This window comes from Cupriavidus sp. 10L43_2 (assembly GCF_056395265.1).
This window is the reverse complement of record NZ_JBFTJE010000012.1, coordinates 102,265-128,337: the sequence shown is the minus strand read 5'-3', so window position 1 is coordinate 128,337 and position 26,073 is coordinate 102,265. Positions and strand designations below refer to the sequence as shown.

Sequence of the window (26,073 nt, the reverse complement as noted above, 5' to 3'; positions counted from 1 at the left end):
GCGGCGCGCAGGGCCCTATACCGAGTCAGCCTCGCTAGGGAAGCGTCGGACGACTGCCCAGGAAGGCGTCGCGCAGGAGGGTACGGATGCCAGACGCTTCCAATGGTCGCGGATTCGGGTACTGATTCTGCAGGGCCAGTTCGCATGCCCGCTCCAGATCCTCTTCCTTCAACCCGATATCGCGCAGCGCGGTAGGGGCGCCGAGCGAGGCGGCGAGGTCGAAGACCGCCGCCGGCGCGTTGCCATCGGTGGCGCCCAGCGCACGAGCGATGGCCTCCATGGCGGCCGGCGCGGCAGGGGCGTTGTAGGCCAGCGCATGCGGCAGCACAATCGTATGGACTTCTGCATGCGGCAGGTTGAAGGTGCCGCCCAGCGTATGACACAGCTTGTGGTGCAACCCTGCCGTGACGCTGCCAAGCACGGCCCCGCACAGCCACGCCCCATAGAGCGCATCGCCACGTGCGGCGAGCCTTTCCGCACCGTCCTCACCACCTTCCCGCGCAATGACTGGCAGCGCACGACCCAGCGCCGCGATACCTTCGCGCGACATCCAGTCGCTGACCGGATTGCGATCGCCAGCATAGAGGCCTTCGGCTGCATGGGCGATGGCATTGATGCCGCTGGTCACGCTGACCATGCGCGGCAGGCGCAGTGACAACTCCGGATCGTAGATGACCGTGCGCGGCAGGACACGGGCATCGCGTCCGGTGCGCTTCAGGCCGGCGTCGGTCAGGCCGTAGATCGGCGTGGCCTCCGAGCCGGCGTAGGTGGTGGGCACAGCGATGACCGGCAGTGCGGACTCCAGCGCAATCGCCTTCCCGAGGCCGATCGTCGATCCTCCGCCGATGGCCAGCGCGCAGTCGGCGCCACACTCCGCCGCCACGGTGCGCGCCTTGCGGGCTTGTTCCACGGGCACGTGCATGACGGCGCCATCGAAGATGCCCGCGCTGCGGTCACCCAGCAACGCGCTGGCCCGCTCCGCGAGTGCCCGTTGCCCGGGCGTGCAGAGCACGAGCACGCGCTTGACGCCGAGCGCATCGGCTTCCTCAGGCAGTCGGGCCAGCGAGCCCGCGCCGAAGACCACGCGCTGCGGGCGGGACTGATAGACGAAAGGATTCATGACGGCGGCATCTATTCGAGTGTGATGTTGCGGGCCTTGATCAGGCGACCCCAGCGCGCGGACTCGTCCTGGATCAGCTTGTTGGTCTGGGCGGCATTGCCGGCCACGATCTCGAAGCCGCCGGCGCTCAACTGCTTGGCGATGGCCGGGTCGCGCAGCGTGGCGGTCACCGCCGCGGACAGTTTCTCCAGCACGGCGGGCGGGGTCTTGGCCGGCGCGATCATCGCCACCCACGAGTAGGCTTCGAAGCCCTTGTAGCGTTCCGCTACGGCGGGCACCTCGGGCAGACGGGCGTCGCGCTGCGGAGAGGTTACCGCCAGCGCGCGCAGCTTGCCGGCCTGCACGTAAGGCAGGATCAGCGGCAGGCTGGCGATCATCGAGTCCACGTGGGCGCCCAGCAGGTCGTTGATCGCGGGCCCGCCACCCTTGTAGGGGGTGTGAATGCCGCTGGTGCCGGCGGCTTCGAAGAACGCTTCCGCCACAAGTTGGTTCGAACTCCCGGCGCCCACCGACGCGTACGAGACCTTCTTCGGCGTACGCGTGGCGTTGACGTAATCCTGAAGGGTCTGGTAGGGCGAACTGGCCGGCACCACGAGCACCATCGGGGAGCGGACCATATACGACACGCCCGTCAGGTCACGCTTCGCGACATAGGGCAGTTTCGGATAGATGTGGGATTCGGTAGCGAAGGAATCGAACACCATGCCGAGCGTGTAGCCATCCGCAGGGCTCCGGGCAATCTGGCCGGTGCCGATGGTGCCGCCGGCGCCCGCGCGGTTATCCACCACGACGGTTTGCGCCAGGCGGGTGTGCAGGCCATCCTGCACCTGCCGTGCGACCTTGTCGACGGTGCCGCCCGCCGCATAGGGCACGATGATCGTGACCGACTTGGCCGGCCAGTCGTCGGCCATGACGTGCCCGGTTGCGCACATGAGGAGCGCGGCGGCCAGCATGCGGCGGGGGCGCCCGCGCATCGAGCGCAGGGCGGCTGAGAGGTAAGTTGTCTCCATTGCGGTGCCTTCCAGTAGGGTTTCGACAATCCGGATGACGGAGGCTGCATGCTTTGCGCATTTCGCAAAGACTTGCCTCTCTGGTCTGGGATGTTGATACTATTCCTGTCGGTTTGCGGTGAAAAGTCAAGCCGGACGCGTAATGCCTTTGCGGGGAGCGCACAAATGGAATTCATTCGCTTTGCTGAGAACCTGGCCGTCTTCGTCGATGTGGCGCGCGAAGGGAGCTTCTCGGCCGTCGCGCGGCGGCGCGGGCAGGTGGCGTCGTCGGTATCGCGCCAGATCGATGTGCTGGAGCGGGAAATGGGCGTGGCGCTTTTCACGCGCTCCACGCGGGCGCTGGTCCGCACGGAGGCGGGCGATCTCCTCTACCAGCGGGCCGCGCGCATCCTCCAGGAACTCAACGAAACGCGCGATGCGGTGACGGCGCTGGAGCAGGGCGTTAGCGGCCGGCTGCGCGTGGCGTGCCTTCCGGCGTTTGCGCGGCGGCACGTCGTGCCGCACCTCGGCTCCCTCTACGCACAGTATCCGGACCTGACCGTGGAGCTGGAGCTGACCGAGCGCGTGGTCGATCCGGTGCTCGAACGATTCGACGTTGTGGTGCGCGTCGGGCAACAGGCTGACAGCAACCTGATCGCCCAGCGCGTGGCCAGCCAACGATACGTGATCTGCGCCACGCCGGACTACCTGCGCGCGCATGGCAGGCCGGTGCACGCCGACGAGCTGCAGCACCACCGCCTGATCGACCGGGGCCACAGCACAAGCATGCGCGGCTGGCGCGAACTCCTGGAACCCACCCACGCCGCGCAGGCGCTGTTCGCAGTCGAGTGCGACGATTGCGATGCGCGGCGGCTGTCGGTATTGCAGGGGCTGGGCATCGCCCTGATGCCGGACTGGTCGGTCGGCGAAGACATCGGCGCGGGGCGGCTGGAAGAATTGCTGCTGGATGGCCTCCGCCCGCAGGCGCAAGGCGGCATCTACCTGCTACGCGCCCAGCCCCGCGCCTCGGCCAAGCTTCGGGCCTTCACCTCGCACCTGAACCAATGCATTGGGGCCCCCCCATCGTGGCAACTGGCGATGACGCGGACTGCTTCCTACGAGCCTGTTTTGGGTGGGGCGTAGCCGGGCGTTGCTTGCGCCAAAGGTTCTCCCTTGTGATTCCCTGTGGAATCTTTATCGCTTCACTCATGACTCGCAGGCAAGTTCGCGGAACGACTTGGGAACTGTGCGTTGGTCTCCCTACCGAAGAGGGGATCCCGCGGATTTTGCCTTAATCCAGACTTGCGGCTGCCGATACCGTAGAGGGTTGAATGGGATCAATCCACACTCGGTCACGGCGTGATAGATGTGTCGTTTTGTTCCTTGTCTGGAGAAATGAATTGAAGAGTCTCAAGAACTACTGCCTGCTCGGTGCCGCCGCTGCCGCCGCCCTCGGTCTGGCGGGATGCGCAACTGAATCGTCGACCGCGCTGCCGGTGCAAAAGGTGGAAAGCGCGAGCCGCCCCTATAACGGCGTGCGCACCCCCATTGCCGTAGGCAAGTTCGATAACCGTTCCAACTACATGCGCGGCGTGTTCTCCGACGGCATCGACCGTCTGAGCGGCCAGGCCAAGACCAGCCTGGTGACGCACCTGCAGCAGACCAACCGTTTCAGTGTGCTTGAGCGCGAGAACCTCGACGAGATCAAGCGCGAAGCCGCTATCAAGAATCAGGCGCAGAAGCTCAAGGGCGCCGACTTCGTGGTGACCGGCGATATCACCGAATTTGGCCGCAAGGAAGTGGGCGACGTGCAGCTTTTCGGTATTCTCGGCCGCGGCCGCGAGCAGGTCGCTTATGCCAAGGTGAACCTGAACGTCGTCAACATCAGCACCTCTGAAGTGGTTTACGCCACGCAGGGCGCCGGCGAATTCAAGCTGTCGAATCGCGAGGTGATCGGGTTTGGCGGTACGGCCAGCTATGACTCCACGCTCAATGGCAAGGTGATGGACCTGGCCATGCGTGAAGCCGTGAACAACCTGGTCAGCGCGATCGAAAGCGGCGCATGGAAGCCGGCGCAGTAAACGCATAGGCCTATACCAACAAGAGCGAGAACAACAATGAAGTCATGGGTTACGCTGCGCAACGCGGCGTTTTTGTCGGCTGCCGGCCTGCTGGCCGGTTGTGCAGGTCCACAATCGATGTACCAATGGGAGGGGTATCAATCCCAGGTCTACGCGTACTTCAAGGGCGAATCGAAGGAAGCGCAGATCACCGCGCTGGAAAGTGGCCTGGAAAAGATCAAGGCGAAAGACGGAAGCGTGCCACCTGGCTATCACGCCCAGCTTGGCATGCTGTATCTGAATGTCGGGAAGGGCGATCAGATGGTCAAGGAATTCCAGACAGAGAAGACGCTGTTCCCGGAGTCCACGCCTTACATGGATTTTCTGATGCGCAATGTGAAGACTGACGAGCGCAAGGATGTGACGGTGGGCGCCACGCCGCCCGCCAAGGCAGATGCCACGGAAGGGAGCGTCAAATGATGCGTCGAATGCTGACCTACGTCGCCACGCTCGGCATCGTGATGTTGTTCGCAGGCTGTGCCGTGCCCAGAAAACAGGTGGATTACGCTGCGTTCAAGGCCGCTCGCCCGCGTTCGATCGTGGTGCTGCCGCCGCTGAACGAGTCGCCTGACATCAAGGCCACGTACGCCATGCTGTCGCAAGCCACGTATCCGCTGGCTGAGTCGGGTTACTACGTGCTGCCGGTGGCGCTGGTCGACGAAACGTTCCGGCAGAATGGCCTGACCGTGCCTGGTGACATCCACACGGCACCCGTGCCCAAGCTGCGCGAAATCTTCGGTGCGGATGCCGCGCTGTACGTGACCGTGACGGACTACGGCTCGCGTTACCAGGTACTGAGCAGCGTGACCCGCGTGGCCGCGAATGCGAAGCTGGTAGACCTGAAGACCGGCGACGTGTTGTGGAGCGGCACGGCAGTGGCAGCTAACGACAGTGGCAACAGCGGCGGCGGCCTAATCGGCATGCTGATCACCGCCGCCATCAACCAGGCGGTCAATCATCTGACCGACGCCAGCTATCCGGTGGCCGGCACGGCCAGTGTGCGTCTTTTGTCCGCCGGCATGCCGGGTGGCATCCTGTACGGCCCGCGCTCGCCGAAGTACCAGGCAGACTGATCTCGCCGGGTTCGGCTGCGCAAGAAAGAATGCCGCAGCACTGTCTCCTCGTCGGAGCGGTGTTGCGGCATTTTCACTTTGTCTGGGGGAAACGGCAGCTGCAAACGGCAATATCACATTGCATCGTTACCCGAAGCAACGGGAGGATTGGTGCCGGCAGGACAACGCTGTGAGCGCCTTCCCGGATCTACCGGCAGGCCGGCGGATTCCATAAGATTTGTTCTGCGCCGTGTTACYACGATCGCAACAGATCACCACCCGTGCCTCTCAACCCAGTCCTTCGACCATAGGAATCACCATGGCCAACGCTATCATCGAATCCCTTGTGAGCCGTCGTACCATCAGTCTGTACGACCCTGCCTTTACCGTGGGCGACGATCAGATCCGCGAGTTGGTAAGAGTCGCCACCACTGCGCCGACATCCTTCAACTTGCAGAACTGGCGCTTCATCGCAGTGCGCACGCCTGAAGCCAAGGCGCGCCTGCGGGCCGTTGCCTGGGACCAGCCCAAGATCACCGATGCCTCCGTTACCTTCATCATCTGCGGACAGTTGGCCGACCATCGGGTGTTGCCGAAGCGCCTGGCGCCAGCCGTGGAGGCGGGCATCATGCCGGCGAAGGTCGCCACGGGGTTCGAAGATGCTGCGCGCGGCCTGTACTTCGAGCATCCGCAGCTCCAGCGCGACGAGGCGGTACGCACCGGTGCCATCAGCGCGACGGCGTTGATCTATGCTGCGCATGCGCTGGGCCTGGGTTCGTCGCCGATGATCGGTTTCGACGCCGAGGCGGTAGCAAGTGAGTTCGGGCTGGCCGAAGACGAAGTGCCCGTCATGCTGCTGTCCGTCGGGTCAGCCCTGCCCGAGAACTGGGCGCAAAAGCCGCGCCGCGCAGTAGCAGAGGTGCTTGACTTCGCGTAGGTCCCACACAGAGCCCTTCATCATGGATGCCGAAGGCAACTGCGCTTCGGCATCCATGATCAGTGGGCTCCTCAGGCACGATGAACTGCACAACGGCTCCCCGTGGCAGATTGGCACTCGCCCACAACCGGCCGCCATGCGCTTCGATAATCGTGCTGCATGGCATTTCGCCGTGGGATTTTGTAAAGGTGGATTTACGCTCGCCTTCTGCGGCCGACGCGAAGCACGTCACTTGCGGCGCTGGATGGTCGCCATCGCTACACCCGCTCCGGCAAACGCGCAGGCGGCGGCCACAAGCGCCACGGCGCGCAGGGCGTCAGCGATGGCTTCGGCCTCCGCCCGCGCCAAGGGGCCCTGAGGCGGTGTACGGGTGTCGCCTGCTGCCGCTCCGTCCGGCTCCAGCAATTGCCCGGTCTGGCGTGCATCCTGAGGAATATGCAGTGCATCCAGCCGCGCCGACAGCGCCGCTTCGTGCGACCACACGAACACGATGCCGAGCACCGCAACGGCCAGCAGGCTCGCCACCCGGGCAACCGCGTTGTTGATGCCGGAGGCGATGCCTACCTGGTCGCCCGGCACGGAGCCCATTACCGTCGCCGTGAGTGGCGCGACGGTGATCGTCATACCGAGCCCGAGCACGGCGAGTGCCGGGAAGAATCCGGTCCAATAGCCGCCATGCACGAACGGCAGCGCCAGCATCGCGAATCCGATGCCGGCGACGGCCGGGCCAGCGCTCAACAGTGCCCGCGAACCGAAGCGGCTTGTCAGGCTGCCGGTGAAGCGCGATAGCAAGCCGATGATGACCGGCACCGGTAGCAGCGCGGCGCCTGCTTCGGTTGCGGTGTAGGCATGTGCGCGTATCAGCGTGAACGGCAGGAAGAACAGTGCGCCGCCCAGACCGAAGTAGAGCAGTAGGGTGACGAGGTTGGCGCCGGTGAAATCGCGGGAGCGAAACACGTCGAGTGGCATCATGGGATGACGGCTGTTCGCTTCGATCCTCACGAATGCGCCCAGCACGAGCACGCCGGCGCCGATCGTGCCCAGTACGAGCGGATGCGCGAAGCCGCGCGCCGACACCTGGGTCAGGCCATAGGTGAGGGTGGCGAGCCCGGCCGCCGCGCTCAGCGCGCCGGGCCAGTCCAGTTGCTGAGGCGCATCGAGCTTGTGGCTATTCGGCACTGACGACATCGCCAGCGCAATTGTCAGCGCTGCAAGCGGTACGTTGAGGAAAAATATTGCGCGCCACGACAACGCGTCGACAAGCGCGCCGCCTGCCACCGGCCCCACCGCCGACGTGATCGCGCCGACGGCCGCCCAGGTGCCAATCGCCCGTCCGCGTGCTTCGCCTTCGAACACGGCGCCGATGATCGCGAGACTACTGGGGACAAAGAGCGCCGCGCCAATGCCCTGGACAGCGCGCGCGACGATCAGCGAACTCGCGTTTGGCGCGAGCCCGCAAGCGGCCGACGCCACCGTGAAGACCCCGACGCCGGCGATGAACACCGTGCGGCGGCCGAGCTTGTCGCCCATCGATCCGCCCACCAGCACGAGGGACCCGAGAAAGAGCAGGTAGGCGTTAACGATCCACTGCATTGCCGCAACGCTCGCGCCGAGCTCGCTCTGCATGGCGGGCAGCGCAACATTGACGACGGAGCCGTCGATGAACGCCATGCTTGAGCCGAGGATCGTCGCGGCGAGCGCCATACGTTTGCGCCGGCACGGACGATCGACCGCGTTGGGCTGCGTACGGATGACGAGTTCGTCACAAGGGCTGGCTTGCGCAGCGACGACGCGCGCGGCCATTGGGTCGCGATCGAGAAGATCCGGATTGGCCAAGCTCGCTCCCGTGCCGGTCGATGGTGACTAGCATAGTAAATGGAGTCGCCCGGTTTGGAATGGTCCAGACCTGTTATTCCGGCAGCACCGCCACCGCCTCGATCTCGAACAACATGCCGTCAATCGCCAGCCTTGGCACGGGAATCAGCGTGCAGGCGGGGGCCGGCCAGTCGCCCAGCAGGGCCTGCCAGGCGCGGCTGAAGATGGCCAGCCGTTCCATCGAATGATCGACGATCAGCACCGTGATCTTGGCCACATCTGGGATATCCGCACCGCCGGCCTGCAGCGCCACGCGCAGGTTGGACAGTGCACGGTTGACCTGCGCCGTGAAGTCGGCCAGCAGGCCGCCGCACATGTCCTCGCCACCCTGGCCCGCCGCGAAGATGATCTTCGCGGGCCGGTTCACCACCGCGACATGTGAATAGCCGTTCAGGCGCGGGTCGTAGAGGTCGGGCGGGTTCATGAACTGGAGGTACGGGGCGCGCGGCGATTCGAGCAGCATGGCAGGGTCCTGGATGGAGAAGGGATGCCAGTGTCAAACTTCAAGTGCACTTTAGGTCAAGCTTCGATGCGATACCATGCGCGCTGCAAGGGCTTTCCTTGTCCTCTATGGTCCTGTCATGAGCCGCCCCCCGAAGAACGTTCCGTTGGAGCCCCCGGTGCACCCGATGCGCGCCCGCGATCCGCTGACCATTGGCGAAGTGGTCGAGCGCAGCGGCGTGGCCGCGTCCGCGCTCCATTTCTACGAATCGAAGGGATTGATTTCGAGCACGCGCAGCGCTGGCAACCAGCGCCGCTATCCGCGCGGCATCCTCCGTCGGCTGGCTGTTTTACGCATTGCCCAGCGCATGGGCGTGCCGCTCGCGGTCATTGCCGACGCATTCGCGCGTTTGCCGGCAGGCAAGGCACCGACCGTGGCCGACTGGCGCCGGCTGTCAGCGTCCTGGCGGGAAGACCTCGACGCCCGCATTCGTGCGTTGACGTTGCTCCGCGATCAACTCGACGGCTGCATCGGCTGCGGCTGCCTGTCGCTGAAGGCGTGTCCGTTGCGCAATCCGCAGGACGTGATGGCGAGACAGGGGCCAGGCGCCCACGTGGGCGAGGGCGATTCGCGATTGTGACTGTCATGTGTCTGCCATAGCAGTTTTCCATCGTGATCGGCGGTGTCGTGCCCGTGTTCAACCTGGATGGCGTCCGCCCGGGGCAGTTGCGCATGACCGGTGCGCTGCTCACGGAGATCTACCAGGGAAGAATCGTCAACTGGAACGATCCGGCCATTGCGGCGGAAAATCCCGGCCTGCTGCTGGCCAGATATGAAGATCGTGGTCGTCCATCGGAGCGACAGCTCTGGCACCACGTTCAACTGGAGCCGCGTTATTCGTCCTGCATGGCCTCAGCGGCTATCGAAACGCGCAGCCAGGCGCTGTTCGCGGAACGCATCGACTACGAAATCGATGAACGCACGCGTCCTGAGCGGCAGCTGCTGCTTGTTTGGGTAATAGAGGCAGATCGGCCCGATATCCGCGTACCAGCCGGGCAGCAACCGGATGAGGTCGCCGCTGAGCAGCCAGCGGGAAGCGTGCGGCATCGGCAGCATGGCCACGCCGTGGCCAAGCATCGCTGCGTGCGCCATGGCTTCCGGGTCGTCGAAAATAAGGCGGGTGCGGCACTCGGCCAGGGCCTTCTCACCGAACGGATTGCGCAGGGTCCATGCGTACTGGCGGCCGGTGGCGACCGAGCGCCGGGCGATGCCATCGAACTGGGCCAACTCCGAGGGGTGCCTCGGCATGCGCCGGGTCGCCATATAGGCCGGCGATGCCGCGACGATCACGTGCGCGGGAGCCAATTCCCGGGCGATGACCCCCTGGCTCAGTTCGATGCCACCCCCAATCGCCGCATCGAAGCCGCCGCCGATCAGGTCGACGGGCCGGTTATCGAAATGCCAGTCCGGCACGACTTCCGGATAGCGGCCCAGGAATTCGCCAAGCATCGGCACCAGGTATTCCCGCCCGAACGCGACCCCCAAGCTCACTTTCAGCATCCCCGACGGCGCGCCGCTGCGCTCCGCCGCATGGGAAAAGGCGTCCTGCAAGTCCGCGTAGGGCGCGGTCACCTCGTGCAGAAAGCGCTCGCCGTCGGCCGTGAGGGTCAGATTGCGCGTGCTGCGATGGAACAGCCGCAGTCCGAGCCGCGCTTCCAGGCGCGCGACGTTCTTGCTGAGCGCAGCGGGCGTGACGCCCAGACGCCGCGCGGCCCCCGAGAAGCTGCCCGTTTGGGCGCTCAGGATGAAGGATTYGAGAAGACTCAGGCCTTCCATCGTCAGATCCGATACTTTTGGTTGAAATTGATGATCCGGATTATGGGCTATTCGCGCGGCAATCGTGTGTGGATACTTCACTCACCCTAACCCGATGGAGTTTCGACATGACCACCCCCACCACCTTTGCCGGCAAGGTTGCTTTCGTTACTGGCGGCGCCCGCGGCATTGGCGCCGCGATCGTCCAGCGTCTGGCGCAGGACGGCGCAGCCGTGGCATTTACCTACAAGGGCTCGACCGCCAACGCCAACGCACTGGTGGCCAGCGTGGAAGCCGCTGGCGGCCGCGCACTGGCCATCCAGTCGGACGCAGGCGATGCGGCCTCGCTCACGCGCGCCATCGACGACGCCGCGCGGCACTTCGGCAAGATCGACATCCTCGTGAACAATGCCGGCGTGCTGCTGATGGGCGGGATCGATACCTTCTCGCTGGAAGACTTCGACAAGACCCTGGAAGTGAATGTGCGCGCCGTCTTCGTCGCGTCGAAGGCGGTCTTGCCGCACATGGGGCAGGGCGGTCGCATCATCAATATCGGCAGCTGCAATGCCGAGCGCATGCCGTTCCCGGGCGGCGCGGCTTACGCGATGAGCAAGTCGGCGCTGCAAGGGCTCGTGCAAGGCATGGCGCGCGACCTCGGGCCGAAGGGCATCACGGTCAACAATGTCCAACCCGGTCCGACCAATACCGATATGAATCCGGAGTCCGGCGATTTCGGCGGCGCCCTCCATGCCCTGATGGCCCTGGAGCGTCACGCGCATCCGGCCGAGATCGCAGGCATGGTTGCCTACGTGGCCAGCCCGGAGGCTGGTTTCGTTACTGGTGCAAGCCTGACGATCGACGGCGGTTTCAACGCCTGAGCGGACGGGTTCAAGGCGATGTGCGTGATATGATTCACATGCGAACTAATCACGACAACTCTTGCCTCAGGAAGATGCAGCATCGCCTTGTATATCTATTGAACGTAGGCCAGCGTCGACTGCAACGATGGCAGACGCGCGCAGCCGGTGGCGGGGTGACAGCGGCTCAGTCCGGGCTGCTGTTCTTCCTGGGCACGCACGACGGTGCACTGATGAGCGAGGCGGCTGCCGCGCTCGATCTGGGTGCGCCGGGCATCAGCGGTCTGGCTGACCGGACCGAAAAAGCTGGATTGATCGAGCGCCGGGCCGATGAGACCGACGGCCGGGCATCGCGCTTGTGGCTGACGGATGCAGGGCGTGCCGCGCGCCAGCGTTCCAAGACGCGCATGAAGGACCTTAATGCAAAGTTGACCGAGGGCTTCACGGAGGCGGAAGTCGACGTGGTGGCGCGGTGGCTCGCCAGCCTGCAGGAAAAGTTTCCCGTTGCCGACGACGGGGACGCGTAACCTGGGCTGCGGCTGGGGCCGCAGCGTGCACGCTTACTGCTGCGTCACCTTCGAGAAATCTGGCTTGCGTTTTTCGGCGAAGGCGGCAAACGCCTCCCTGGCCTCGGCGCTCGTCAGCCGTTCCTGGAACTTGGCGCTCTCGCTATCCATCTGGGCCACCAGCGCCTCGGCTTTACGCATCAGCGCCTTCATCGCGCTGAGGGAACCGGCCGGCTTGGCGGCGATGCGCTCGGCCATGCGGCGCGCTTCCGCACGAAGTTGATCGTTGTTGCAGACCCTGTTGGCGATGCCCCACGCCACGGCAGTCTGGGCGTCCAGCGGCTCACCCATCGCAAACATCTCGAATGCCCGGGCGTGGCCGATGCACAGCGGCATCAGGTAGCTCGAGGCCGCCTCAGGCACGAGCGCGAGATTCACGAAAGGTGTGATCAGTTGCGCATCCTGCGCCAGCAGCACGTAGTCGCAATGCAGCAGCATGGTGGTGCCAACGCCGACGGCCTTGCCGTGGACCGCTGCAACGATGGGCACCGTCGCCTTGGCCAAGGCATGCAGAAAGCGGTGCACATGACGTTCGGCAGGACCCTTTCCCACCGCGATCGCTGCGAACTCGCTCACATCATTCCCTGCAGTGAACATGTCCCCATCCCCTTGCACCAGCAATACGCGGATGTTGCGATCGTGCTCGGCGCGCTCGATGGTATCAGCCAGCGTGCCGTACATCTGATTCGTGAGGGCGTTCTTCTTGTCCGGTCTGGCTAGCGTGATGGTCAGCACGCCGTCAGTCAGGTCGGTGCGAATTTCCGGGGTGGTCATGTCGGTCTCCATGGGTTTAAGTTCGTATGCGAAGTATATTGATACTTTGCATGCGAAGTAAAGTCCCTGCGGGTCGACGGCAAGCGGTCTTGTGTCCGCTGGCGGGGGTAGCGCCTGAAGCACGCGAAGGTGGCTGCTAGACTTCTTCCTTCCAGTGATTCTTATCGCCTCGTGTTCACCATGGACCTTTCCCACCTGGAGCGGCAGCTCGCCTTCCTGAGAGAGATTGATCGACTGAAGAGCGTCGTAAGGATGTCGCCGCTGATCGATCGCTCGCGTCGAGAAAACAGTGCCGAGCATTCCTGGCATCTCGCCATGTATGCGCTCGTGCTGTCGGAGCACGCGGCGGCGCCTGTCGACGTGGTCCGCGTCGTGAAGATGCTCCTCCTCCACGATATTGTGGAGATCGATGCCGGCGATACACCGTTCCATGATCCGTCGATGCAGGCCGATCAGGTGGAACGGGAGCGCCAGGCGGCGGAGCGGATCTTTTCCTTGTTGCCGGATGCGCAAGCCGCCGAGTTTCGCGGTCTTTGGACCGAATTCGAGGCGGCGGAGAGCGACGACGCGAAGTTCGCCAAGGCGTTGGACCGCTTCCAGCCGCTACTTCACAACGTGGCAACGGACGGCGGCACCTGGGTCGCGCCTCAGGTCAGTGAGGAGCAGGTCTTCGCGCGTTACGGGCCGACCATCGAAAGTGGCGCACCCGCCCTCTGGCAGGTGGCCGTCCAGCTCGTACGGGAACACTTCAGCGATCCGCTGGCCGGGAAAGCCGATCTTGACGGGCGTGTCTAATCGAGCAGATCGGGTTCTGCATCCACCAACCCCGCGAAGAGGCTCTCGAACGCGTGCAACGAGCCTTCATTGCCGCCCACCTGGCCATGTGTGTGCCGCGCCGTGGCAGTGTCGATCAGTTGTGGTGTGCCGGCGGCTTCGGCGAGCAGTTGCGTGTGCGCGGCGTTCTCCAGCGCGATGTACCACCAGGCCGTGGCTTCCACGGTGGGACCCGCCGTCAGGATGCCGTGGTTCTTCAGGATCGCTCCCTTGTGCGTCTGGCCGTTGCCCTTGTCCAGGGCCTGCGCAATGCGATCGCCCTCTGAACTATCTACGACCATACCGGTGAAATCATCGAACAGCACGTGGTCTTCAAAGAACGAGCACGCATCCTGCGTCAGAGGATCGAGCTTGCGGCCCAGCGTGGACCAGGCCTTGCCGTAGGTGGAATGCGTATGCGCGGCTGCTACGACGTGCGGGTGTGCCTCATGAATGGCCGCGTGGATGGCAAAGGCCGCCTTGTTCAGCGGGCGGTTGCCGACCACTGTTTCACCGCGGGCGTTCACGAGCAACAGGTCGGAGACGCGGATGCGCGAGAAATGCACGCCGAGCGGGTTGACCCAGAAATGATCGGGAAACTCGGGGTCCCGCGCGGTGATGTGCCCGGCAAGGCCGAGCGCGAAGCCCTGGCGTGCAAAGAGGCGGAAAGCGCCGGCAAGACGCTCCTGACGGTGCCGACGCTCGGCCGCCACGCTGGGGCGCTCAGGTAGCGGGTCGAACCAGAATTTCTGCCGCGGTTCTGGGTTGGGCGTGAAAGACGCCCGGTGTTCGAACGGAAAGACGGAGTTCATCGTTGGACCTTTGCGGCGATTCCCGCAGGCAATTCGTTGTCATTCACGCAGATGTCGCTGCGCGTCTTCGGGATCAGAATGCAGGGATGATCGACCCCTTGAACTGGGTGTTGATGAAGTTGCGCACTTCGTCGGACTGGTAGGCCTTGACCAGTCTGGCCACCCATGGCTTTTCCTTGTCTTGCGGGCGCGTGGCAATCAGATTCGCGTAGGGGCCGCGTGCATCCTCGATCGCAATGGTGTCCTTCTGCAAGGACAGTCCGGCCTGGTAGGCATAGTCGTTGTTGATCGATGCCGCCGCGAGGTCAGGCAGCGCACGCGGCAACTGCGCGGCGTCGAGTTCCACGAGCTTGAGCTTGCGCGGATTCTCCACCACATCGAGCGGCGTCGCGTTGACGCCGTTCTGGCCTACCCCCACCTTCAACTTGATCAGGCCGGCCTTTTGCAACAGCAGCAACGCGCGATTGCCGTTCGACGGATCGTTCTGGATGCCGATGCGCGCGCCTTCCGGCAGTTGATCAATGCTGTGGTACTTCTTGGAGTAGATGCCGAGCGGCGCCGTGATCGTCAGGCCAGCCGGCACGATCTTGTAGCCACGCGTCTTGATCTGGCTGTCGAGGAATGGCTTGTGCTGGAACGCGTTCGCATCGAGATCGCCAGACGCGAGCGCCTCGTTGGGCTGCAGGTAGTCGTTGAATACCACGACGTCGATCGTCAGGCCGTCCCGGGCGGCCACTTTCTTGACCACATCGAAGATCTGCTCCTGGTTGCCGGCCGAAATGCCAACCTTGATCTTCGATTTGTCCGGTGCGCCCTGCGCCGAGGCAGATCCCATGCCCCCGGTCACGCCGATGCCAACCCCAAGCGCCACGATGAGGGCGCGCGTCCATGTTTTCATTGTGAGAGTCCCTGATTGATGTGAGTTGCGAGGTGCTAAAACAGACCCGTGGTAGGTGGGGGCTGATCCTTGAGCAGCCAGGCGCCTACGGCGGCGGATTTCCACTGGCGCGGATTGTGATTCGCCACGGTGCGTGCATTGCGCCAATGCCGATCGAGGTTGTAGGTGCGATCACACGCCGATGCGCCCCCGACGTCGAACACGTACTCGGCACTCTTCAATGCGGCGCCTACGGCGAAGTACTGTGCCTGGGCCACATCGATGGACGCCCGCGTCAGCGAGGCATCGCTGAGGTGGTCGGCCCAGGCGGCGTCAATGGCGTCGGCGGCGCGCAGCGTGGTCGCTTCGGCCGCGTAGACTTCGGCGGCAATCTGGCCGATGGTCTCCTGCACGTAGGGGTCATCCACCGAACGCTCGGCCGAACTGTGCTTGATGGGCCGCGCCTTGTTGCGTGCGAACCAGATCGCATCGTTCAACGCGTTGCGTGCGATGCCGGCCTCGGTAGCGGCGAGGAAGAGCTGGAACACGGGCGTGACGGGATTCCGGCGGTCCCGCGGAACATGACTGCGGCGGACTTCGTCCGGCTCCACTCGCATGTCCGTAAAGTGCGTGGTGCCGCTGGCGGTGAGGCGTTGTCCGATGGTGTCGAAGTCATCGACGAGTTCCATGCCCGCGCGTTGGCGTGGCACCGTGAAATGAGTTTCCTGCCCGGTCTCGTCCAGGGCGATGGACGTGACCCAGTCCGCGTACAGTGCCCCGGTGCTGTAGTACTTCGTGCCGTTGACGACGTGATGGTCGTCGTTCCGCACGATGGTCGCCCTGACTTCGCCCTGCTTGCCACCGCGTTCGATGCCGCCATTCCCGATGATCTGGCCAGACAGTAAGCGGTTGAACCAGCGGTCGCGTTCGGCTTCGTTGTCCTGTCCTGCCAATATCCCTTCCACGAGGACGAAGTTCGGCCGCAGAGATTGAGCGAGATTGGCGTCGACCGCCGCGAGGTCGATGACGAACTGGATCGTGTCCCGAATGCTGCCACCCGGGCCGCCATATGCCTTGGGTATCCTGAACGTCAGCAGGCCAGCGTTCGCGATCTTTCGGGCGAGCGCAAAGGGCAGCTCGCGCCGGGACTCACGCGCGCTGGCCTCGGCCGCGATCTCGGGCAGCAATGCCCTCGCGCGCTCGCGCAGCACGGCGACTTCCCCGGCCGGCGGTAGCGCTTCGCCGCGCGGGGCAGGGTGCGGGTTGACGGCCGCGTCGCGCGGCGCCAGCGTATCGATAGTTCCCATGTCGTCATCGTGGTTCGGGGCCACTCAGGGTAATCAATACGGCGGGAACGGCGAAGCACGATATCCGCATGTCGATATCGCTTGCGCGTGCGATTCATATGCGAAATCCGGCTGTGCGGTGGCGCGTGGGAATGCCGTCACGGTCGCCCACCGGCGTCGGGTGAATGAGCTCATGAGGAATACGCCGGGAAGTGCTCCGACACCGGGCACGCGCATATTCATATGGTCATTCAATCGTTCCGGTCCGGCGGCTCATGCCCGTAAGCTGAACGTCCATTTCCCGTTGCATCACAGCATTCATGGCCACCTACCTCGACAACAGACAGCGCGCCGAACTGGCCCACGCCGCCCGTCATTGGCTGTGGCGATCGGAATTGCCAACCTGGCTGCTGATCGTTGCCGTCTACGCGTCGTGGTTCGGCGTGGCGGTCAACGCCAACCGGATCGGGCTGCCGCTCGCCTGCGTGCTGCTGACGTTGGCGACCACGTGGTTCCTGTCACTGCAACATGAACTGCTGCACGGCCATCCCACCCGGCTGCCGTGGCTCAATGCCCTGCTAGGCGCCGCACCACTTGGCATCTGGCTGCCATACGGCATCTACCGGCGCTCACATCTGGAGCACCATGCTGCGGACCTCACCCATCCGGATGGCGATCCGGAAAGCTACTTCCTGTACGCCGGTGACTGGCACGCAGCCGGGCCGCTGGTGCGCAGGCTCTACGCGGCGCGCAATACGCTGACAGGGCGTGTGTTGCTCCAGCCGGCGTTTGCCATTGCCTCGATTGGCGCCGATGCCGTGGGCCGGGTTCGCCACGGCAACTGGGAGGATGTGCCGACGTGGATCGCCCATCTGCTGGCGCTAGGCGTGCTGCTGGTGTGGCTCGATACCTCCTGCGGGATGCCGGCGTGGCTGGTGCCGGCGGGCGTGGGATACCCGGCGCTGTCGCTTGCCGCGATCCGTTCCTTCCATGAGCATCGTGTGGATCCGCCGTTTGGCGCGCGCAGCGTGATCAACGATGCCGGATGGGCGTGGCGGCTCCTGTTCCTGAACAACAACTATCACCTCGTGCATCACGATCTGCCAGCAGTGCCATGGTTTGCGCTTGCTTGGGTCTATCGTCGGCGTGCCGGGGACTACCTGGCGCGCACGGACGGATTCCTGGTGCGCGGCTATCGCGAATGGATCTTTCGATACGCGTTGCGTGCCGTGGCACCGGTGGCGCATCCGGTGTATCACGCCCCGGCGGAGCGCCCCAGGGACGCAGGAGGACACCATGAGCGCACCTGAACGCTGGGTGGCCGCACTGCCGATGTACAACGTGAGCCCCGCCTTGCGGGAAGACTGGCACGCGCTGCTGGCTCGAATCGCGGAACGGCTGGCACGAAGCGATACGCCCGTAGCGTTGTCCGTCGTGGAGCCGGGAGAGGGCGCGGAGGCGCTGCACGCGTTCTGGCGCCGTGACGACGTACTGCTGTCGCAGACCTGTGGTTACCCGCTGATTCACGGCCTCGCCGGCCATATTCAGTTGATCGGGACGCCGAGTTTCGCGGCGCGCGGATGCGTGGGGCATCGCTATACCAGCGCGATCATGGTGCGTGCGAAGGACGGCCCTGCCACGTTGACAGACTGCCAGGGCATGCGGGTGGCATGCAACGATCGCACATCTCATAGTGGCATGAATGCGTTGCGCCACGCCGTTGCGCCACTGGCGCGCGACGGGCGATTCTTCGCGCACACGGTCTATACGGGTTCGCACCTGTGCTCGCTGGCGGCCGTTGCGGAAGGTGAGGCGGACGTGGCGGCCATTGATTGCGTCACGCTGGCCTTCGCGCGCGAGCACATGCCGGCGAAGCTGGAGGGCCTGCGCCAGATCGGCGAAACACGTGCTGTGGCGGGGTTGCCCTTCATCGCCTCGCGCCGGGTGGGGCAGGCGCTCCTCGACAATGTCAGGCTGGCGCTGTGCGCGTGCCTGCGCGAGGACGCCGCACTCTGCGCACGGCTACGGCTGCGCGACCTCGTGCCCGCCACGGTGGCGGACTACCTGCCGCATGCGCAGATGGAAGACGAGGCGCATCGCCGTGGATACGCCGAGTTGCGATGACGCCCTGCCACTACGCAACGTGGCAAGCTACCCAGTGACCCGCGTCACGCTCCCGCAAAACTGGTGCGGACTCGCGGCATTGTGCGCTGGCATACGCGCAACGGGTGTGAAAGCGGCAACCTGCCGGCGGCGCCAGTGGGCTGGGCAGTTCCCCCTCGATGACCGCGCCGGGACGCTCGCGCGCTTCGCGGCGCGCCGAAGGTGCCGAAGCGATCAACGCACGCGTGTACGGATGCAGCGCTGAATCCCAGACCGCATCGCGGGGGCCCTGTTCGACCACCTGCCCCAGATACATCACGGCGATGCGGTCGGACATATGGCGCACCACGGCGAGGTCGTGCGAGATGAACAGGTAGGCAATGCCGAGCGTGTCGCGCAGGTCCAGCAACAGGTTCAACACCTGGGCGCGGATGGAGACGTCGAGCGCGGACACAGCTTCGTCACAGACGATCAGGTCCGGTTCGAGCATCAACGCCCGCGCAATCGCCACGCGCTGACGCTGACCGCCAGACAGCTCATGCGGCAGCCGTGCGGCCATATCGGCATGCAGGCCGACCTTGTCGAGCATCTCCGCCACGCGCGCGCGCCGCGCTGCCGAAGCGCCCCGACGATGCACGATCAGCGGCTCCTCCAGCGCCCGTCCCACGGTGGTGCGTGGGTTCAACGAGGCGGCGGGGTCCTGGAACACCATCTGCAGGCGCGTACGGATCGTATCGAGCGCGCTGCCGCGCCGCGCGCCAATGTCCTCGCCATCGAGCAGCACGCGGCCGGTATCGACGTCCGTCAGGCGCATGGCCACGCGTGCCACCGTGGATTTGCCGCAGCCACTTTCGCCGACGAGGCCGAGCGTCTCGCCACGTGACACGTGGAGCGAAACGTCGTCAAGGGCCCGCACGACACCCGCCTGGGTATGGAAATGCCGCGTGACATTGCGCAGCGCAAGCAACGGCTCGGTCATGCCGCCACCTCTTCGAGAACGGGGATGCTGCGCACCGTCAAGCTCAGCGGGGCATGGCACGCGGTTTGGCGACCGCCTTCGCTTCGCAGTGTTGGGATCTCCGTCCGGCATCGGGGCAGTGCGTGTGCGCAGCGCGGCGCGAAGGCGCAGCCTGGTGGCATGGCGGACAACGGCGGTACCGTGCCGGGGATCTCCGGCAGCCGCGCGCCGGGCGGGAGTGCCTCGATGGCAAGGGAGGCGAGCAGGCCCGCCGTGTACGGATGAGTGGGGTGTGACAGCAGGTCGGCCACATCACCGTGTTCCACGATACGGCCCGCGTACATGACGGCCGCGCGGTCGGCGGTCTCCGCCACCACGCCGAGGTCGTGCGTAATGAGCAGCATCGCCATGCCGGTCTCCGCCTGGAGACGCTTGAGCAGCGCAAGAATCTGGGCCTGGGTCGTGACGTCCAGCGCGGTGGTTGGCTCGTCGGCAATCAGCAGGTCGGGCGCGCAGGCCAGCGCGATGGCGATCATTGCCCGCTGCCGCATGCCGCCGGACAACTGGTGTGGATAGTCGCCGGCGCGCGCGGCTGGTGATGGCATGCGAACCTGCTCGAGCAGCCCCACCGCGCGTTCGGCAGCCTGCGCGTGCGTTACCTGCCGATGCAGGCGAATCGCCTCGGCAATCTGGTCGCCGATCCTCATCACGGGGTTGAGCGCAGACATCGGCTCCTGGAAGATCATGGCGATSCGGTTGCCACGGATGTCCTGCATCGCACGTGCGTCCAGCGCCAACAGGTCCGTGCCCTCAAATAAGGCCTGTCCACCCGCAATCCTTGCCGTGCGGCGTGGCAGCAGGCCCATGATCGAGTAGGCCGTCACGGACTTGCCCGAGCCGCTTTCGCCAACGAGCGCCAGCGTCTCGCCGCGATCGATGTGCAGCGAGACGTCGTGCAGCGCGGTGACGGGGCCGTTGGCGGTGGTGAAGGTGGTGCGCAGCGCGCGCACATCGAGCAGCGTCATGGCGTCAGCTCCGTCGTTGGCGCAGGTGGGGGTTCAAGGCATCGTTGAGACCGTCACCGAGCAGGTTGAAGGCCAGCACGGTCAGCACGATGGCAAAGCCGGGCAGGCCACAGATGTACCAGGCGTCCACGACTTGTTCGCGCCCGCTGCCGATGATCGTGCCCCAGCTCATGACGTTGGGGTCGCCGAGACCGAGGAAGGCCAGCGAGGCTTCGGTCTGGATCGCGGTGGCAACCGTGAGGGTCGCCATGGCGATCACGGGCGGCAGCGCATTGGGCAGCAGTTGCGTGACGATGAGGCGCGTGTGGCCCATGCCGATGGTCTCGCCGGCGAGTACGAACTCGCGCTCGCGTAGCGACAGGAACTCGGCGCGTACCAGCCGCGCGGTGGCGGGCCATGACACCACGCCAATAGCCAGCACCACGGTCGTGACGGATGGCTTGAAGATCGCCACCAGCACCACGGCGAGGACAAATTTCGGCACCGTCTGGAAGACTTCGGTCAGCCGCATCAGTGCGGCGTCGACGCGTCCACGGAAATACCCGCCGATAGCGCCGACGGCAATGCCGAGGGTGGCCGCCAGCGCGGTACTGACCAGTCCGATCAGCAGCGAGACGCGCGCGCCGGCCGCCAGCCCCGTGGCGAGGTCGCGCCCCATGAAATCGGTGCCAAGCGGGTGGGCCGGGTCCTCGCCGGGCCACAGCATCGGCGGACCTGCCATTTCCCACGGGTCGCCCGGGAACACAACGGGCCCCACTACGGCAGCAAGGACGACGATCAGCATCAGCAGCGCGCCGAGCGAGACGGCCGGATGTCGCGTGATAGTGCGCCAGAGCGCCCGCGGACGGGATCGGGCGATAACGGAAGCGGTCGCTGCAGTCATGGCCGTGCGCCAGTGCGGACCACGGCCACACGCGGGTCAATGGCCGCGTAAAGCAGATCGACGAAGATGTTCACAACGATGACCAGAAGCGAACTGAGCAGCAGGATGCCGAGCAGCAGGTTGAAATCCCGCGCGAGGACCGATTCGAACGCAAGCCGCCCCAGGCCCGGCCAGCTGAAGACCGACTCGACGAGCACCGCCCCACTGAGCAGCGAGGCCACCTGATAGCCTGCCATCGTCACCAGCGGAAGCAAGGCGTTGCGCAGCGCGTGGACGAGCGTGACGCGGATCTCGCCAGCGCCCTTGGCGCGCGCGGTGCGCACGAAGTCTGCGCCGTCCAGCTCCAGCATCGCGGTGCGTACCAGGCGCGTGTAGACCGCCAGATAGAACGTTGCCAGGGTGCAGGCCGGCAGGATGGCGTGGCGCGCCACATCGCCGAAGTAGGCCAGCCCCGTATGGGCGGCGCTGACATCGGTCATGCCACCGGACGGCAGCCAGCCCAGTCGCGCGGAGAACAGCACGATGGCCATCAGGCCGAGCCAGAACGTTGGCATGGCGTAGGCCACCAGCGTTCCCAGCGAGATGAGGCGGTCGGGCCAGCGATGCACGCGCACGGCGGCCACGACGCCGAGGGCAATGCCAAGGACCAGCGCGATGCCCATGGCGAGCGTCATCAGCAACAACGTGGCCGGCAGGCGGTTCACGATCAGGGTGAAGACCGGCATGTTCTGGCGGTACGAAAAGCCGAGATCCAGCGTGGCGATCTGTCGCAGGTAATGTGCGAGCTGTAGCCACATCGGCTGGTCTAACCCGAAGTTCGCGCGCAGTTGGGCCATGGTCTCGGGCGTCGCCGCGCCGGCCTCGCCGGCCAGCACGTCGACGACATCGCCGGGCGCGAGCTGGAGGATCACGAAGTTCAGCAAGGCAATGCCAAGCACCACGGGTATCACCTGCAACAGGCGCTGGCGCAGGAACACAAGGGCGGGGCGGCGCATGCGCTTATGCCTTGGGTGTGAGCCAGGCATCGGCATACGAGGCGAACAATCCGTCGCCCTGCGCAGTGGCCTTCCGGAAGCGCGCCGTCGATACCGTGACCCAGGTCTGCTCGACGAGATCCAGCACGGGCACATCTTCCTGCACGATCTGTTGCCAGTTGCGGATCAGCGCCTTGCGCTTGCCGTCATCGGCTTCGCGTCCGGCCGCCTCCATGATCCGGTCGAGTTCGGGATTCGAGTACCCCGAGCCGTTGGTCCACGGCGCGCCCTTGATGATGTTCTTGGTCCAGAACAGGCGCTGCACGCCGAGCGTGGGATCGGGCAGGCGATGCAGGCTCGAGATCATCAGGTCGTAATCCTGGTCAGTGAACACGCGCCGCAGGTAGGTGGCGGTGTCACCGGCGCGCAACTCCACCTCCACGCCGACGCGCGCAAGCGACTGCTTGATGAACTCGGCAGGCCGGCTGGCGGTGACGCCGCCGCCGCCATCGTAGTCGAGCGTGATGCGCAGCCGCTTGCCGTCCTTGCCGGGCTTGAAGCCAGCCTCGTCGAGCAGCGCCGCCGCTTTCTTCACATCGAACGGGTACTGGCGGGTGTCGCCGGCGTAGTAGTTGACCACCGACGAAGGCACCGGACCCGTGGCCGGCTTGCCGTAGCCGAGAAACACCACCTTGAGCAGCGCGTTGCGATCGATCGCATGGGCGAACGCCTGGCGCACGCGTTTGTCGGCGAAGTAGGGCTTGCGCACGTTGAACTGCGTCAGGAAGATCGTTGCCAGGTAGCGGCCGTCGTCGGTGTTGATGCGGTAGCGCTGCTTGTCCTGGAAGCGGTTCAGGTTCGACAGCGGAATGCTGGAGCCGAGCGCCACGTCCAGCTCGCCGGCTTCCAGCGCCACGGTGCGCGCGGCGGCGTCTGGGATGAATTTGAAGACGATACCGTCGAGATAGGGCTGATCGGCCTGCCAGTAGTGCGGATTGCGCTCCAGCCGGACATGGCTGCCCTTGACCCACTCCTTGAACACGAACGGGCCCGTGCCAACCGGCGCGCTGTTGAGCGGGTTGCTGAGCACGTCCTTGCCTTCATACAGGTGGCGCGGCAGGATCTGCGCGCCGTAGGTGTTGATGTAGTTGATCAGGTACGGGGCCGGCGAGGACAGCCGGATGATGACCGTGTGCGGGTCCGGCGTGTCGACTGCCGTGACGTTGGCGAACGCTGCGCGCCCAAATGGATGCAGCTTCTTCCAGACTTCGAGCAGGGTGTACTGGACATCGGCGGCGGTGAAGTCCTTGCCGTCGTGCCACTTGACGTTCTTGCGGAGCTGGAAGGTGGTCTTGAGCCCGTCCGGCGAGGTGTTCCACGCCGTCGCCAGCGCGGGCACGGGTTTCAGGTTCAGATCGTAGGCGACCAGCCCTTCCAGCACCTTGCTGGAGACTTGCCCGATGTTCATGGTGGTGATGAACGCCGAAGTCAGCAGCGTGGGCTCCGGGGAGACGGCCACATTCAGCACGCCGCCGCGCACGGGGGCGGTGGCCTGGGCGAAGGATTCAGCGGAGAAGGGCAGGCCAATCGAGAGCAGGGTGGATGCAGCCAGGAAATCGCGGCGGTTCATGGATGGGTATGGTGTGATCGGTGGAAGAAGGCGGTCAGGCGGCAGCGCGCGACGTGGCGGGCTCCGGCGCGGATACCCGGCCAGATGGCCGGGGCAGGTCGAGGTGGTCGCGCAGGGTACGACCCGTGTACTCGGTGCGGAAGATGCCGCGACGCTGGAGGATGGGCACCACGCCCTCCACGAAGGCGCTCAGGCCATCGGGCAGCACGTCCGGCATCAGGTTGAAGCCGTCCGCGGCGCCCTGGCGGAACCAGTGCTCGATGTCGTCGGCAATCTGTTCGGGCGTGCCGACGATGACGCGATGCCCCCCACCGCCGGCCAGTTCGCGGATCAGCGCTCGCACGGTCAGCCCGCGCCGGCGGGCCAGCGCCACAGTGGTGTTGAAGAACGTGTGGTTGCCGTTGCCGTTGGCCGGCAGTGTCAATGGCTCGGGCAGCGGCGCATCGAGTCGAAGGCGGTCGGCCGGGATGCCCAGCGTGCCGGCCAGCCGGTTAAGGCTGTAGTCCCACGGGATCAGGTCGACGAGTTCGTCGCGCCGGCGCAGCGCCTCCGCCTCGGTCGCACCGATGATGGTCGTGAGTCCCGGCAGGATCTTCACGGCGCGCGGGCCGCGCCCGATGGCTTCGGCCTGCGCGTTGATCCGCCGGCCATACTCGATGGATTCCTCGATCGACTGCGCCGCCGAGAACACCGCTTCGGCATGCCGCGCGGCCAGTTCCTGCCCGTCGGCCGAGCCGCCGGCCTGGAACAGCACCGGATGCCCTTGCGCCGAACGGGGCAGGTTCAGCGGCCCTTGCACGTTGAACGACGCGCCGCGGTGCGCAATGGGCTGAAGCTTGCGGGTATCGACGAAGCGGCCGTCCCGCTTGTCGCCGATGAAGGCATCGTCCTCCCAGCTATCCCATAGCGCGCGCACCACGGCCGTGAATTCGTCCGCTCGCGCATAGCGCTGCGCATGATCGGGCACGGCGTCGTGGCCGAAGTTGCGTGCCGAGGCAGCGTCGGCGGTGGTCACGACGTTCCAGCCCGCGCGACCGCCGCTGACATGATCGAGCGTGGCAAAGCGGCGGGCGATGTTGTACGGCTCGTTGTAGCTCGTCGAGGCGGTAGCGACCAGCCCGATGTGCGTCGTGGCGGCGGCCACGCAGGCCAGTAGCACAGTGGGTTCCAGCGCAGTAATCGGCCGGAAGTTGATCTGGTCCGCAATGGCCGCGTTGTCGGCCAGGAAGATCGCATCGAACTTGCCGGCCTCGGCGGTGTGGGCCAGCCTGACGTAGTGCTGCACGTCGGTGAATGCGAGCGGGTCGCTGTCCGGGAGCCGCCATGCCGACGGCACGAAGCCGCTGTGCAGCGCGTTAAGGTTCAGGTGCAGCTGGCGTGGGGCGCGTTGAGGATCGAGTTCCAGCGGAGCGGTCATGCGAGGGTCCTTTCCCGTACAAGCTACGCAGGATAGGGAAGGGCCTCTCGCAACGGAACGAAGGAAACACGATAACGATATGTGGCGTACGTGGCCGACCATCACCGCGCCGCCCGGCCATCAAGGCGCCCGTGGCCGCTTCAGGTCCTCAGGATTTGGCCGTGGCCTGTCGGGTTCTCCAGTCCGCATACAGGTCCGCGACGCCGTCCAGCCTGACGGGCACATAGTCGATGTTCATTGACTGTTCCGCGAACGGCCGCGCCAAGTCCGCGTAGATCGCCGCTGTCGAAAGGCCGAACGGTTCCCCATCGTCATTCGAATAGGCGTACGCCACCTGCGTCACGCCGGCCAAGCGCATGGCCGCCATGCACATCGGGCACGGATGTCCGCTGGCATATACCGCGCAGCCAGCAAGGCTTGGGCGGCCCAACGCCTGGCTGGCAGCCCGGATGGCGTTCAGCTCGGCATGCGAGGTGGGATCGTTGGTGGTCAGGATTTCGTTGACGCCGGTGGCGATTACCTTGCCGTCGCGCACGATCACTGCGCCAAAGGGCCGTCCGCCGGCCTCCATATTGGCTTGGGCGAGCCGGATGGCTTCGCGCAGGAATGTTTCGGTATCGGTCATGGTGTGTCTCGAAGTCGTCAGGAAGGCGATAGTACTGGACGCGGGGTGCCTTCTTCGTCGCTTCATGGCTGCCGGTGCCTGGTGGAATGTCCAAGGGGAAGACGGCTTGCGTTGCTTCCCTGC

Annotated in this window: 27 protein-coding genes and 1 pseudogene; 11 read left to right on the top strand and 17 right to left on the bottom strand. The window is 65.3% G+C overall.

Going from position 1 to position 26,073, the window contains the following annotated elements:
* Window positions 1-34 precede the first annotated feature (34 nt).
* Window positions 35-1,120 (bottom strand): maleylacetate reductase, encoded by a 1,086-nt coding sequence (locus tag AC1DEL_RS17835; RefSeq protein WP_477126074.1) that lies wholly within the window; start codon window positions 1,118-1,120, stop codon window positions 35-37.
* 11 nt (window positions 1,121-1,131) lie between these two features.
* Complete coding sequence (locus AC1DEL_RS17830) at window positions 1,132-2,130, bottom strand: tripartite tricarboxylate transporter substrate binding protein (RefSeq protein ID WP_477126073.1); 999 nt, start codon at window positions 2,128-2,130, stop codon at window positions 1,132-1,134.
* A gap of 165 nt (window positions 2,131-2,295) precedes the next feature.
* Here AC1DEL_RS17830 and AC1DEL_RS17825 point away from each other — a divergent pair, with 165 nt between their 5' ends.
* The 5 genes from AC1DEL_RS17825 (at window position 2,296) to AC1DEL_RS17805 (ending at window position 6,218) form a co-directional block, all read left to right on the top strand.
* Window positions 2,296-3,252 (top strand): LysR family transcriptional regulator, encoded by a 957-nt coding sequence (locus AC1DEL_RS17825; protein WP_092299640.1) that lies wholly within the window; start codon window positions 2,296-2,298, stop codon window positions 3,250-3,252.
* A 257-nt stretch (window positions 3,253-3,509) separates the two neighbouring features.
* Window positions 3,510-4,190 (top strand): CsgG/HfaB family protein, encoded by a 681-nt coding sequence (locus AC1DEL_RS17820; RefSeq protein ID WP_477126072.1) that lies wholly within the window; start codon window positions 3,510-3,512, stop codon window positions 4,188-4,190.
* A 36-nt stretch (window positions 4,191-4,226) separates the two neighbouring features.
* Window positions 4,227-4,649 (top strand): DUF4810 domain-containing protein, encoded by a 423-nt coding sequence (locus tag AC1DEL_RS17815; protein ID WP_441593479.1) that lies wholly within the window; start codon window positions 4,227-4,229, stop codon window positions 4,647-4,649.
* Window positions 4,646-5,302: a DUF799 domain-containing protein gene (locus AC1DEL_RS17810; RefSeq protein ID WP_092299649.1), complete on the top strand. Its 657-nt coding sequence runs from the start codon at window positions 4,646-4,648 to the stop codon at window positions 5,300-5,302. The genes AC1DEL_RS17815 and AC1DEL_RS17810 overlap by 4 nt, the downstream gene beginning before the upstream one ends.
* A gap of 298 nt (window positions 5,303-5,600) precedes the next feature.
* Window positions 5,601-6,218 carry a nitroreductase family protein gene (locus tag AC1DEL_RS17805; protein WP_477126071.1) on the top strand — a complete coding sequence of 206 codons (618 nt, stop codon included), beginning with the start codon at window positions 5,601-5,603 and terminating at the stop codon, window positions 6,216-6,218.
* 228 nt (window positions 6,219-6,446) lie between these two features.
* Here AC1DEL_RS17805 and AC1DEL_RS17800 read toward each other — a convergent pair whose 3' ends face one another.
* Complete coding sequence (locus AC1DEL_RS17800; RefSeq protein ID WP_441593506.1) at window positions 6,447-8,021, bottom strand: MFS transporter; 1,575 nt, start codon at window positions 8,019-8,021, stop codon at window positions 6,447-6,449.
* A gap of 106 nt (window positions 8,022-8,127) precedes the next feature.
* Window positions 8,128-8,556: a RidA family protein gene (locus AC1DEL_RS17795; protein ID WP_477108168.1), complete on the bottom strand. Its 429-nt coding sequence runs from the start codon at window positions 8,554-8,556 to the stop codon at window positions 8,128-8,130.
* 166 nt (window positions 8,557-8,722) lie between these two features.
* Between AC1DEL_RS17795 and soxR the strand changes: the two genes are divergently transcribed.
* Window positions 8,723-9,175, top strand: coding sequence for a redox-sensitive transcriptional activator SoxR (gene soxR, locus AC1DEL_RS17790; protein WP_143093934.1), 453 nt, complete (start codon window positions 8,723-8,725; stop codon window positions 9,173-9,175).
* A 272-nt stretch (window positions 9,176-9,447) separates the two neighbouring features.
* Here the strand turns inward: soxR and AC1DEL_RS17785 are convergent, their stop codons facing one another.
* Window positions 9,448-10,371 (bottom strand): LysR family transcriptional regulator, encoded by a 924-nt coding sequence (locus AC1DEL_RS17785; protein WP_477159140.1) that lies wholly within the window; start codon window positions 10,369-10,371, stop codon window positions 9,448-9,450.
* A 107-nt stretch (window positions 10,372-10,478) separates the two neighbouring features.
* Between AC1DEL_RS17785 and AC1DEL_RS17780 the strand changes: the two genes are divergently transcribed.
* Both AC1DEL_RS17780 and AC1DEL_RS17775 read left to right on the top strand, forming a co-directional pair.
* Window positions 10,479-11,228 carry an SDR family oxidoreductase gene (locus tag AC1DEL_RS17780; RefSeq protein ID WP_441593476.1) on the top strand — a complete coding sequence of 250 codons (750 nt, stop codon included), beginning with the start codon at window positions 10,479-10,481 and terminating at the stop codon, window positions 11,226-11,228.
* A gap of 74 nt (window positions 11,229-11,302) precedes the next feature.
* On the top strand, window positions 11,303-11,734 hold the full coding sequence (locus AC1DEL_RS17775; RefSeq protein ID WP_092299953.1) for a MarR family winged helix-turn-helix transcriptional regulator: 432 nt from the start codon (window positions 11,303-11,305) through the stop codon (window positions 11,732-11,734).
* Between the two features lie 33 nt (window positions 11,735-11,767).
* Here AC1DEL_RS17775 and AC1DEL_RS17770 read toward each other — a convergent pair whose 3' ends face one another.
* Window positions 11,768-12,547 (bottom strand): enoyl-CoA hydratase, encoded by a 780-nt coding sequence (locus AC1DEL_RS17770; RefSeq protein ID WP_477105882.1) that lies wholly within the window; start codon window positions 12,545-12,547, stop codon window positions 11,768-11,770.
* A gap of 180 nt (window positions 12,548-12,727) precedes the next feature.
* Between AC1DEL_RS17770 and AC1DEL_RS17765 the strand changes: the two genes are divergently transcribed.
* On the top strand, window positions 12,728-13,342 hold the full coding sequence (locus AC1DEL_RS17765; RefSeq protein WP_477105883.1) for an HD domain-containing protein: 615 nt from the start codon (window positions 12,728-12,730) through the stop codon (window positions 13,340-13,342).
* On the opposite strand, the gene AC1DEL_RS17760 is transcribed toward AC1DEL_RS17765, so the two are convergent.
* The 3 genes from AC1DEL_RS17760 to AC1DEL_RS17750 all read right to left on the bottom strand — a co-directional run bounded on the left by AC1DEL_RS17760 (window position 13,339) and on the right by AC1DEL_RS17750 (window position 16,356).
* A complete protein-coding gene (locus AC1DEL_RS17760) occupies window positions 13,339-14,172 on the bottom strand; it encodes a class II aldolase/adducin family protein (RefSeq protein ID WP_477105884.1) in 834 nt (277 codons plus the stop codon). The two genes, AC1DEL_RS17765 and AC1DEL_RS17760, sit on opposite strands and share 4 nt — an antisense overlap.
* A gap of 73 nt (window positions 14,173-14,245) precedes the next feature.
* Window positions 14,246-15,007: a MetQ/NlpA family ABC transporter substrate-binding protein gene (locus AC1DEL_RS17755; protein ID WP_477110483.1), complete on the bottom strand. Its 762-nt coding sequence runs from the start codon at window positions 15,005-15,007 to the stop codon at window positions 14,246-14,248.
* 98 nt (window positions 15,008-15,105) lie between these two features.
* Complete coding sequence (locus tag AC1DEL_RS17750) at window positions 15,106-16,356, bottom strand: acyl-CoA dehydrogenase family protein (RefSeq protein WP_477126070.1); 1,251 nt, start codon at window positions 16,354-16,356, stop codon at window positions 15,106-15,108.
* Between the two features lie 299 nt (window positions 16,357-16,655).
* On the opposite strand from AC1DEL_RS17750, the gene AC1DEL_RS17745 reads away from it, so the two are divergent.
* Entirely contained in the window at window positions 16,656-17,645 is a 990-nt protein-coding gene (locus AC1DEL_RS17745) for a fatty acid desaturase (RefSeq protein WP_477126069.1), read from the top strand.
* Window positions 17,632-18,459: a phosphate/phosphite/phosphonate ABC transporter substrate-binding protein gene (locus tag AC1DEL_RS17740; protein ID WP_477126068.1), complete on the top strand. Its 828-nt coding sequence runs from the start codon at window positions 17,632-17,634 to the stop codon at window positions 18,457-18,459. Before AC1DEL_RS17745 ends, AC1DEL_RS17740 begins: the two co-directional genes overlap by 14 nt.
* 10 nt (window positions 18,460-18,469) lie before the next feature.
* Here the strand turns inward: AC1DEL_RS17740 and AC1DEL_RS17735 are convergent, their stop codons facing one another.
* The 8 genes and pseudogenes from AC1DEL_RS17735 to AC1DEL_RS17700 all read right to left on the bottom strand — a co-directional run bounded on the left by AC1DEL_RS17735 (window position 18,470) and on the right by AC1DEL_RS17700 (window position 25,950).
* Entirely contained in the window at window positions 18,470-19,417 is a 948-nt protein-coding gene (locus AC1DEL_RS17735; protein ID WP_092299685.1) for an ABC transporter ATP-binding protein, read from the bottom strand.
* The gene (locus AC1DEL_RS17730) at window positions 19,414-19,740 is read right to left on the bottom strand and encodes an oligopeptide/dipeptide ABC transporter ATP-binding protein (RefSeq protein ID WP_477126091.1); all 327 of its coding nucleotides are present in this window, start codon (window positions 19,738-19,740) and stop codon (window positions 19,414-19,416) included. The genes AC1DEL_RS17735 and AC1DEL_RS17730 overlap by 4 nt, the downstream gene beginning before the upstream one ends.
* A gap of 144 nt (window positions 19,741-19,884) precedes the next feature.
* Window positions 19,885-20,355: pseudogene (locus tag AC1DEL_RS17725) on the bottom strand (ATP-binding cassette domain-containing protein); the annotation flags it as partial.
* A 70-nt stretch (window positions 20,356-20,425) separates the two neighbouring features.
* Window positions 20,426-21,304, bottom strand: coding sequence for an ABC transporter permease (locus AC1DEL_RS17720; protein ID WP_477126067.1), 879 nt, complete (start codon window positions 21,302-21,304; stop codon window positions 20,426-20,428).
* On the bottom strand, window positions 21,301-22,299 hold the full coding sequence (locus AC1DEL_RS17715) for an ABC transporter permease (protein WP_092299694.1): 999 nt from the start codon (window positions 22,297-22,299) through the stop codon (window positions 21,301-21,303). The genes AC1DEL_RS17720 and AC1DEL_RS17715 overlap by 4 nt, the downstream gene beginning before the upstream one ends.
* 4 nt (window positions 22,300-22,303) lie before the next feature.
* Window positions 22,304-23,908 carry an ABC transporter substrate-binding protein gene (locus AC1DEL_RS17710; RefSeq protein ID WP_092299697.1) on the bottom strand — a complete coding sequence of 535 codons (1,605 nt, stop codon included), beginning with the start codon at window positions 23,906-23,908 and terminating at the stop codon, window positions 22,304-22,306.
* Between the two features lie 34 nt (window positions 23,909-23,942).
* Complete coding sequence (locus AC1DEL_RS17705) at window positions 23,943-25,325, bottom strand: LLM class flavin-dependent oxidoreductase (protein WP_477126066.1); 1,383 nt, start codon at window positions 25,323-25,325, stop codon at window positions 23,943-23,945.
* 148 nt (window positions 25,326-25,473) lie between these two features.
* Complete coding sequence (locus AC1DEL_RS17700) at window positions 25,474-25,950, bottom strand: nucleoside deaminase (RefSeq protein WP_477126065.1); 477 nt, start codon at window positions 25,948-25,950, stop codon at window positions 25,474-25,476.
* Window positions 25,951-26,073: the final 123 nt, after the last annotated feature.

What these genes read in the sequence shown, in the direction of transcription:
- AC1DEL_RS17760 (WP_477105884.1), bottom strand. Translation starts at nt 14,172, where the DNA reads ATGAACTCCGTCTTTCCGTTCGAACACCGGGCGTCTTTCACGCCCAAC.
- AC1DEL_RS17825 (WP_092299640.1), top strand. Translation starts at nt 2,296, where the DNA reads ATGGAATTCATTCGCTTTGCTGAGAACCTGGCCGTCTTCGTCGATGTG.
- AC1DEL_RS17770 (WP_477105882.1), bottom strand. Translation starts at nt 12,547, where the DNA reads ATGACCACCCCGGAAATTCGCACCGACCTGACTGACGGCGTGCTGACC.
- AC1DEL_RS17740 (WP_477126068.1), top strand. Translation starts at nt 17,632, where the DNA reads ATGAGCGCACCTGAACGCTGGGTGGCCGCACTGCCGATGTACAACGTG.
- AC1DEL_RS17735 (WP_092299685.1), bottom strand. Translation starts at nt 19,417, where the DNA reads ATGACCGAGCCGTTGCTTGCGCTGCGCAATGTCACGCGGCATTTCCAT.
- AC1DEL_RS17730 (WP_477126091.1), bottom strand. Translation starts at nt 19,740, where the DNA reads ATGTACGCGGGCCGTATCGTGGAACACGGTGATGTGGCCGACCTGCTG.
- AC1DEL_RS17795 (WP_477108168.1), bottom strand. Translation starts at nt 8,556, where the DNA reads ATGCTGCTCGAATCGCCGCGCGCCCCGTACCTCCAGTTCATGAACCCG.
- AC1DEL_RS17835 (WP_477126074.1), bottom strand. Translation starts at nt 1,120, where the DNA reads ATGAATCCTTTCGTCTATCAGTCCCGCCCGCAGCGCGTGGTCTTCGGC.
- AC1DEL_RS17715 (WP_092299694.1), bottom strand. Translation starts at nt 22,299, where the DNA reads ATGCGCCGCCCCGCCCTTGTGTTCCTGCGCCAGCGCCTGTTGCAGGTG.
- AC1DEL_RS17750 (WP_477126070.1), bottom strand. Translation starts at nt 16,356, where the DNA reads ATGGGAACTATCGATACGCTGGCGCCGCGCGACGCGGCCGTCAACCCG.
- AC1DEL_RS17805 (WP_477126071.1), top strand. Translation starts at nt 5,601, where the DNA reads ATGGCCAACGCTATCATCGAATCCCTTGTGAGCCGTCGTACCATCAGT.
- soxR (WP_143093934.1), top strand. Translation starts at nt 8,723, where the DNA reads ATGCGCGCCCGCGATCCGCTGACCATTGGCGAAGTGGTCGAGCGCAGC.
- AC1DEL_RS17745 (WP_477126069.1), top strand. Translation starts at nt 16,656, where the DNA reads ATGGCCACCTACCTCGACAACAGACAGCGCGCCGAACTGGCCCACGCC.
- AC1DEL_RS17755 (WP_477110483.1), bottom strand. Translation starts at nt 15,007, where the DNA reads ATGGGATCTGCCTCGGCGCAGGGCGCACCGGACAAATCGAAGATCAAG.
- AC1DEL_RS17700 (WP_477126065.1), bottom strand. Translation starts at nt 25,950, where the DNA reads ATGACCGATACCGAAACATTCCTGCGCGAAGCCATCCGGCTCGCCCAA.
- AC1DEL_RS17780 (WP_441593476.1), top strand. Translation starts at nt 10,479, where the DNA reads ATGACCACCCCCACCACCTTTGCCGGCAAGGTTGCTTTCGTTACTGGC.
- AC1DEL_RS17800 (WP_441593506.1), bottom strand. Translation starts at nt 8,021, where the DNA reads ATGGCCGCGCGCGTCGTCGCTGCGCAAGCCAGCCCTTGTGACGAACTC.
- AC1DEL_RS17705 (WP_477126066.1), bottom strand. Translation starts at nt 25,325, where the DNA reads ATGACCGCTCCGCTGGAACTCGATCCTCAACGCGCCCCACGCCAGCTG.
- AC1DEL_RS17710 (WP_092299697.1), bottom strand. Translation starts at nt 23,908, where the DNA reads ATGAACCGCCGCGATTTCCTGGCTGCATCCACCCTGCTCTCGATTGGC.
- AC1DEL_RS17810 (WP_092299649.1), top strand. Translation starts at nt 4,646, where the DNA reads ATGATGCGTCGAATGCTGACCTACGTCGCCACGCTCGGCATCGTGATG.
- AC1DEL_RS17765 (WP_477105883.1), top strand. Translation starts at nt 12,728, where the DNA reads ATGGACCTTTCCCACCTGGAGCGGCAGCTCGCCTTCCTGAGAGAGATT.
- AC1DEL_RS17815 (WP_441593479.1), top strand. Translation starts at nt 4,227, where the DNA reads ATGAAGTCATGGGTTACGCTGCGCAACGCGGCGTTTTTGTCGGCTGCC.
- AC1DEL_RS17830 (WP_477126073.1), bottom strand. Translation starts at nt 2,130, where the DNA reads ATGGAGACAACTTACCTCTCAGCCGCCCTGCGCTCGATGCGCGGGCGC.
- AC1DEL_RS17720 (WP_477126067.1), bottom strand. Translation starts at nt 21,304, where the DNA reads ATGACTGCAGCGACCGCTTCCGTTATCGCCCGATCCCGTCCGCGGGCG.
- AC1DEL_RS17775 (WP_092299953.1), top strand. Translation starts at nt 11,303, where the DNA reads ATGCAGCATCGCCTTGTATATCTATTGAACGTAGGCCAGCGTCGACTG.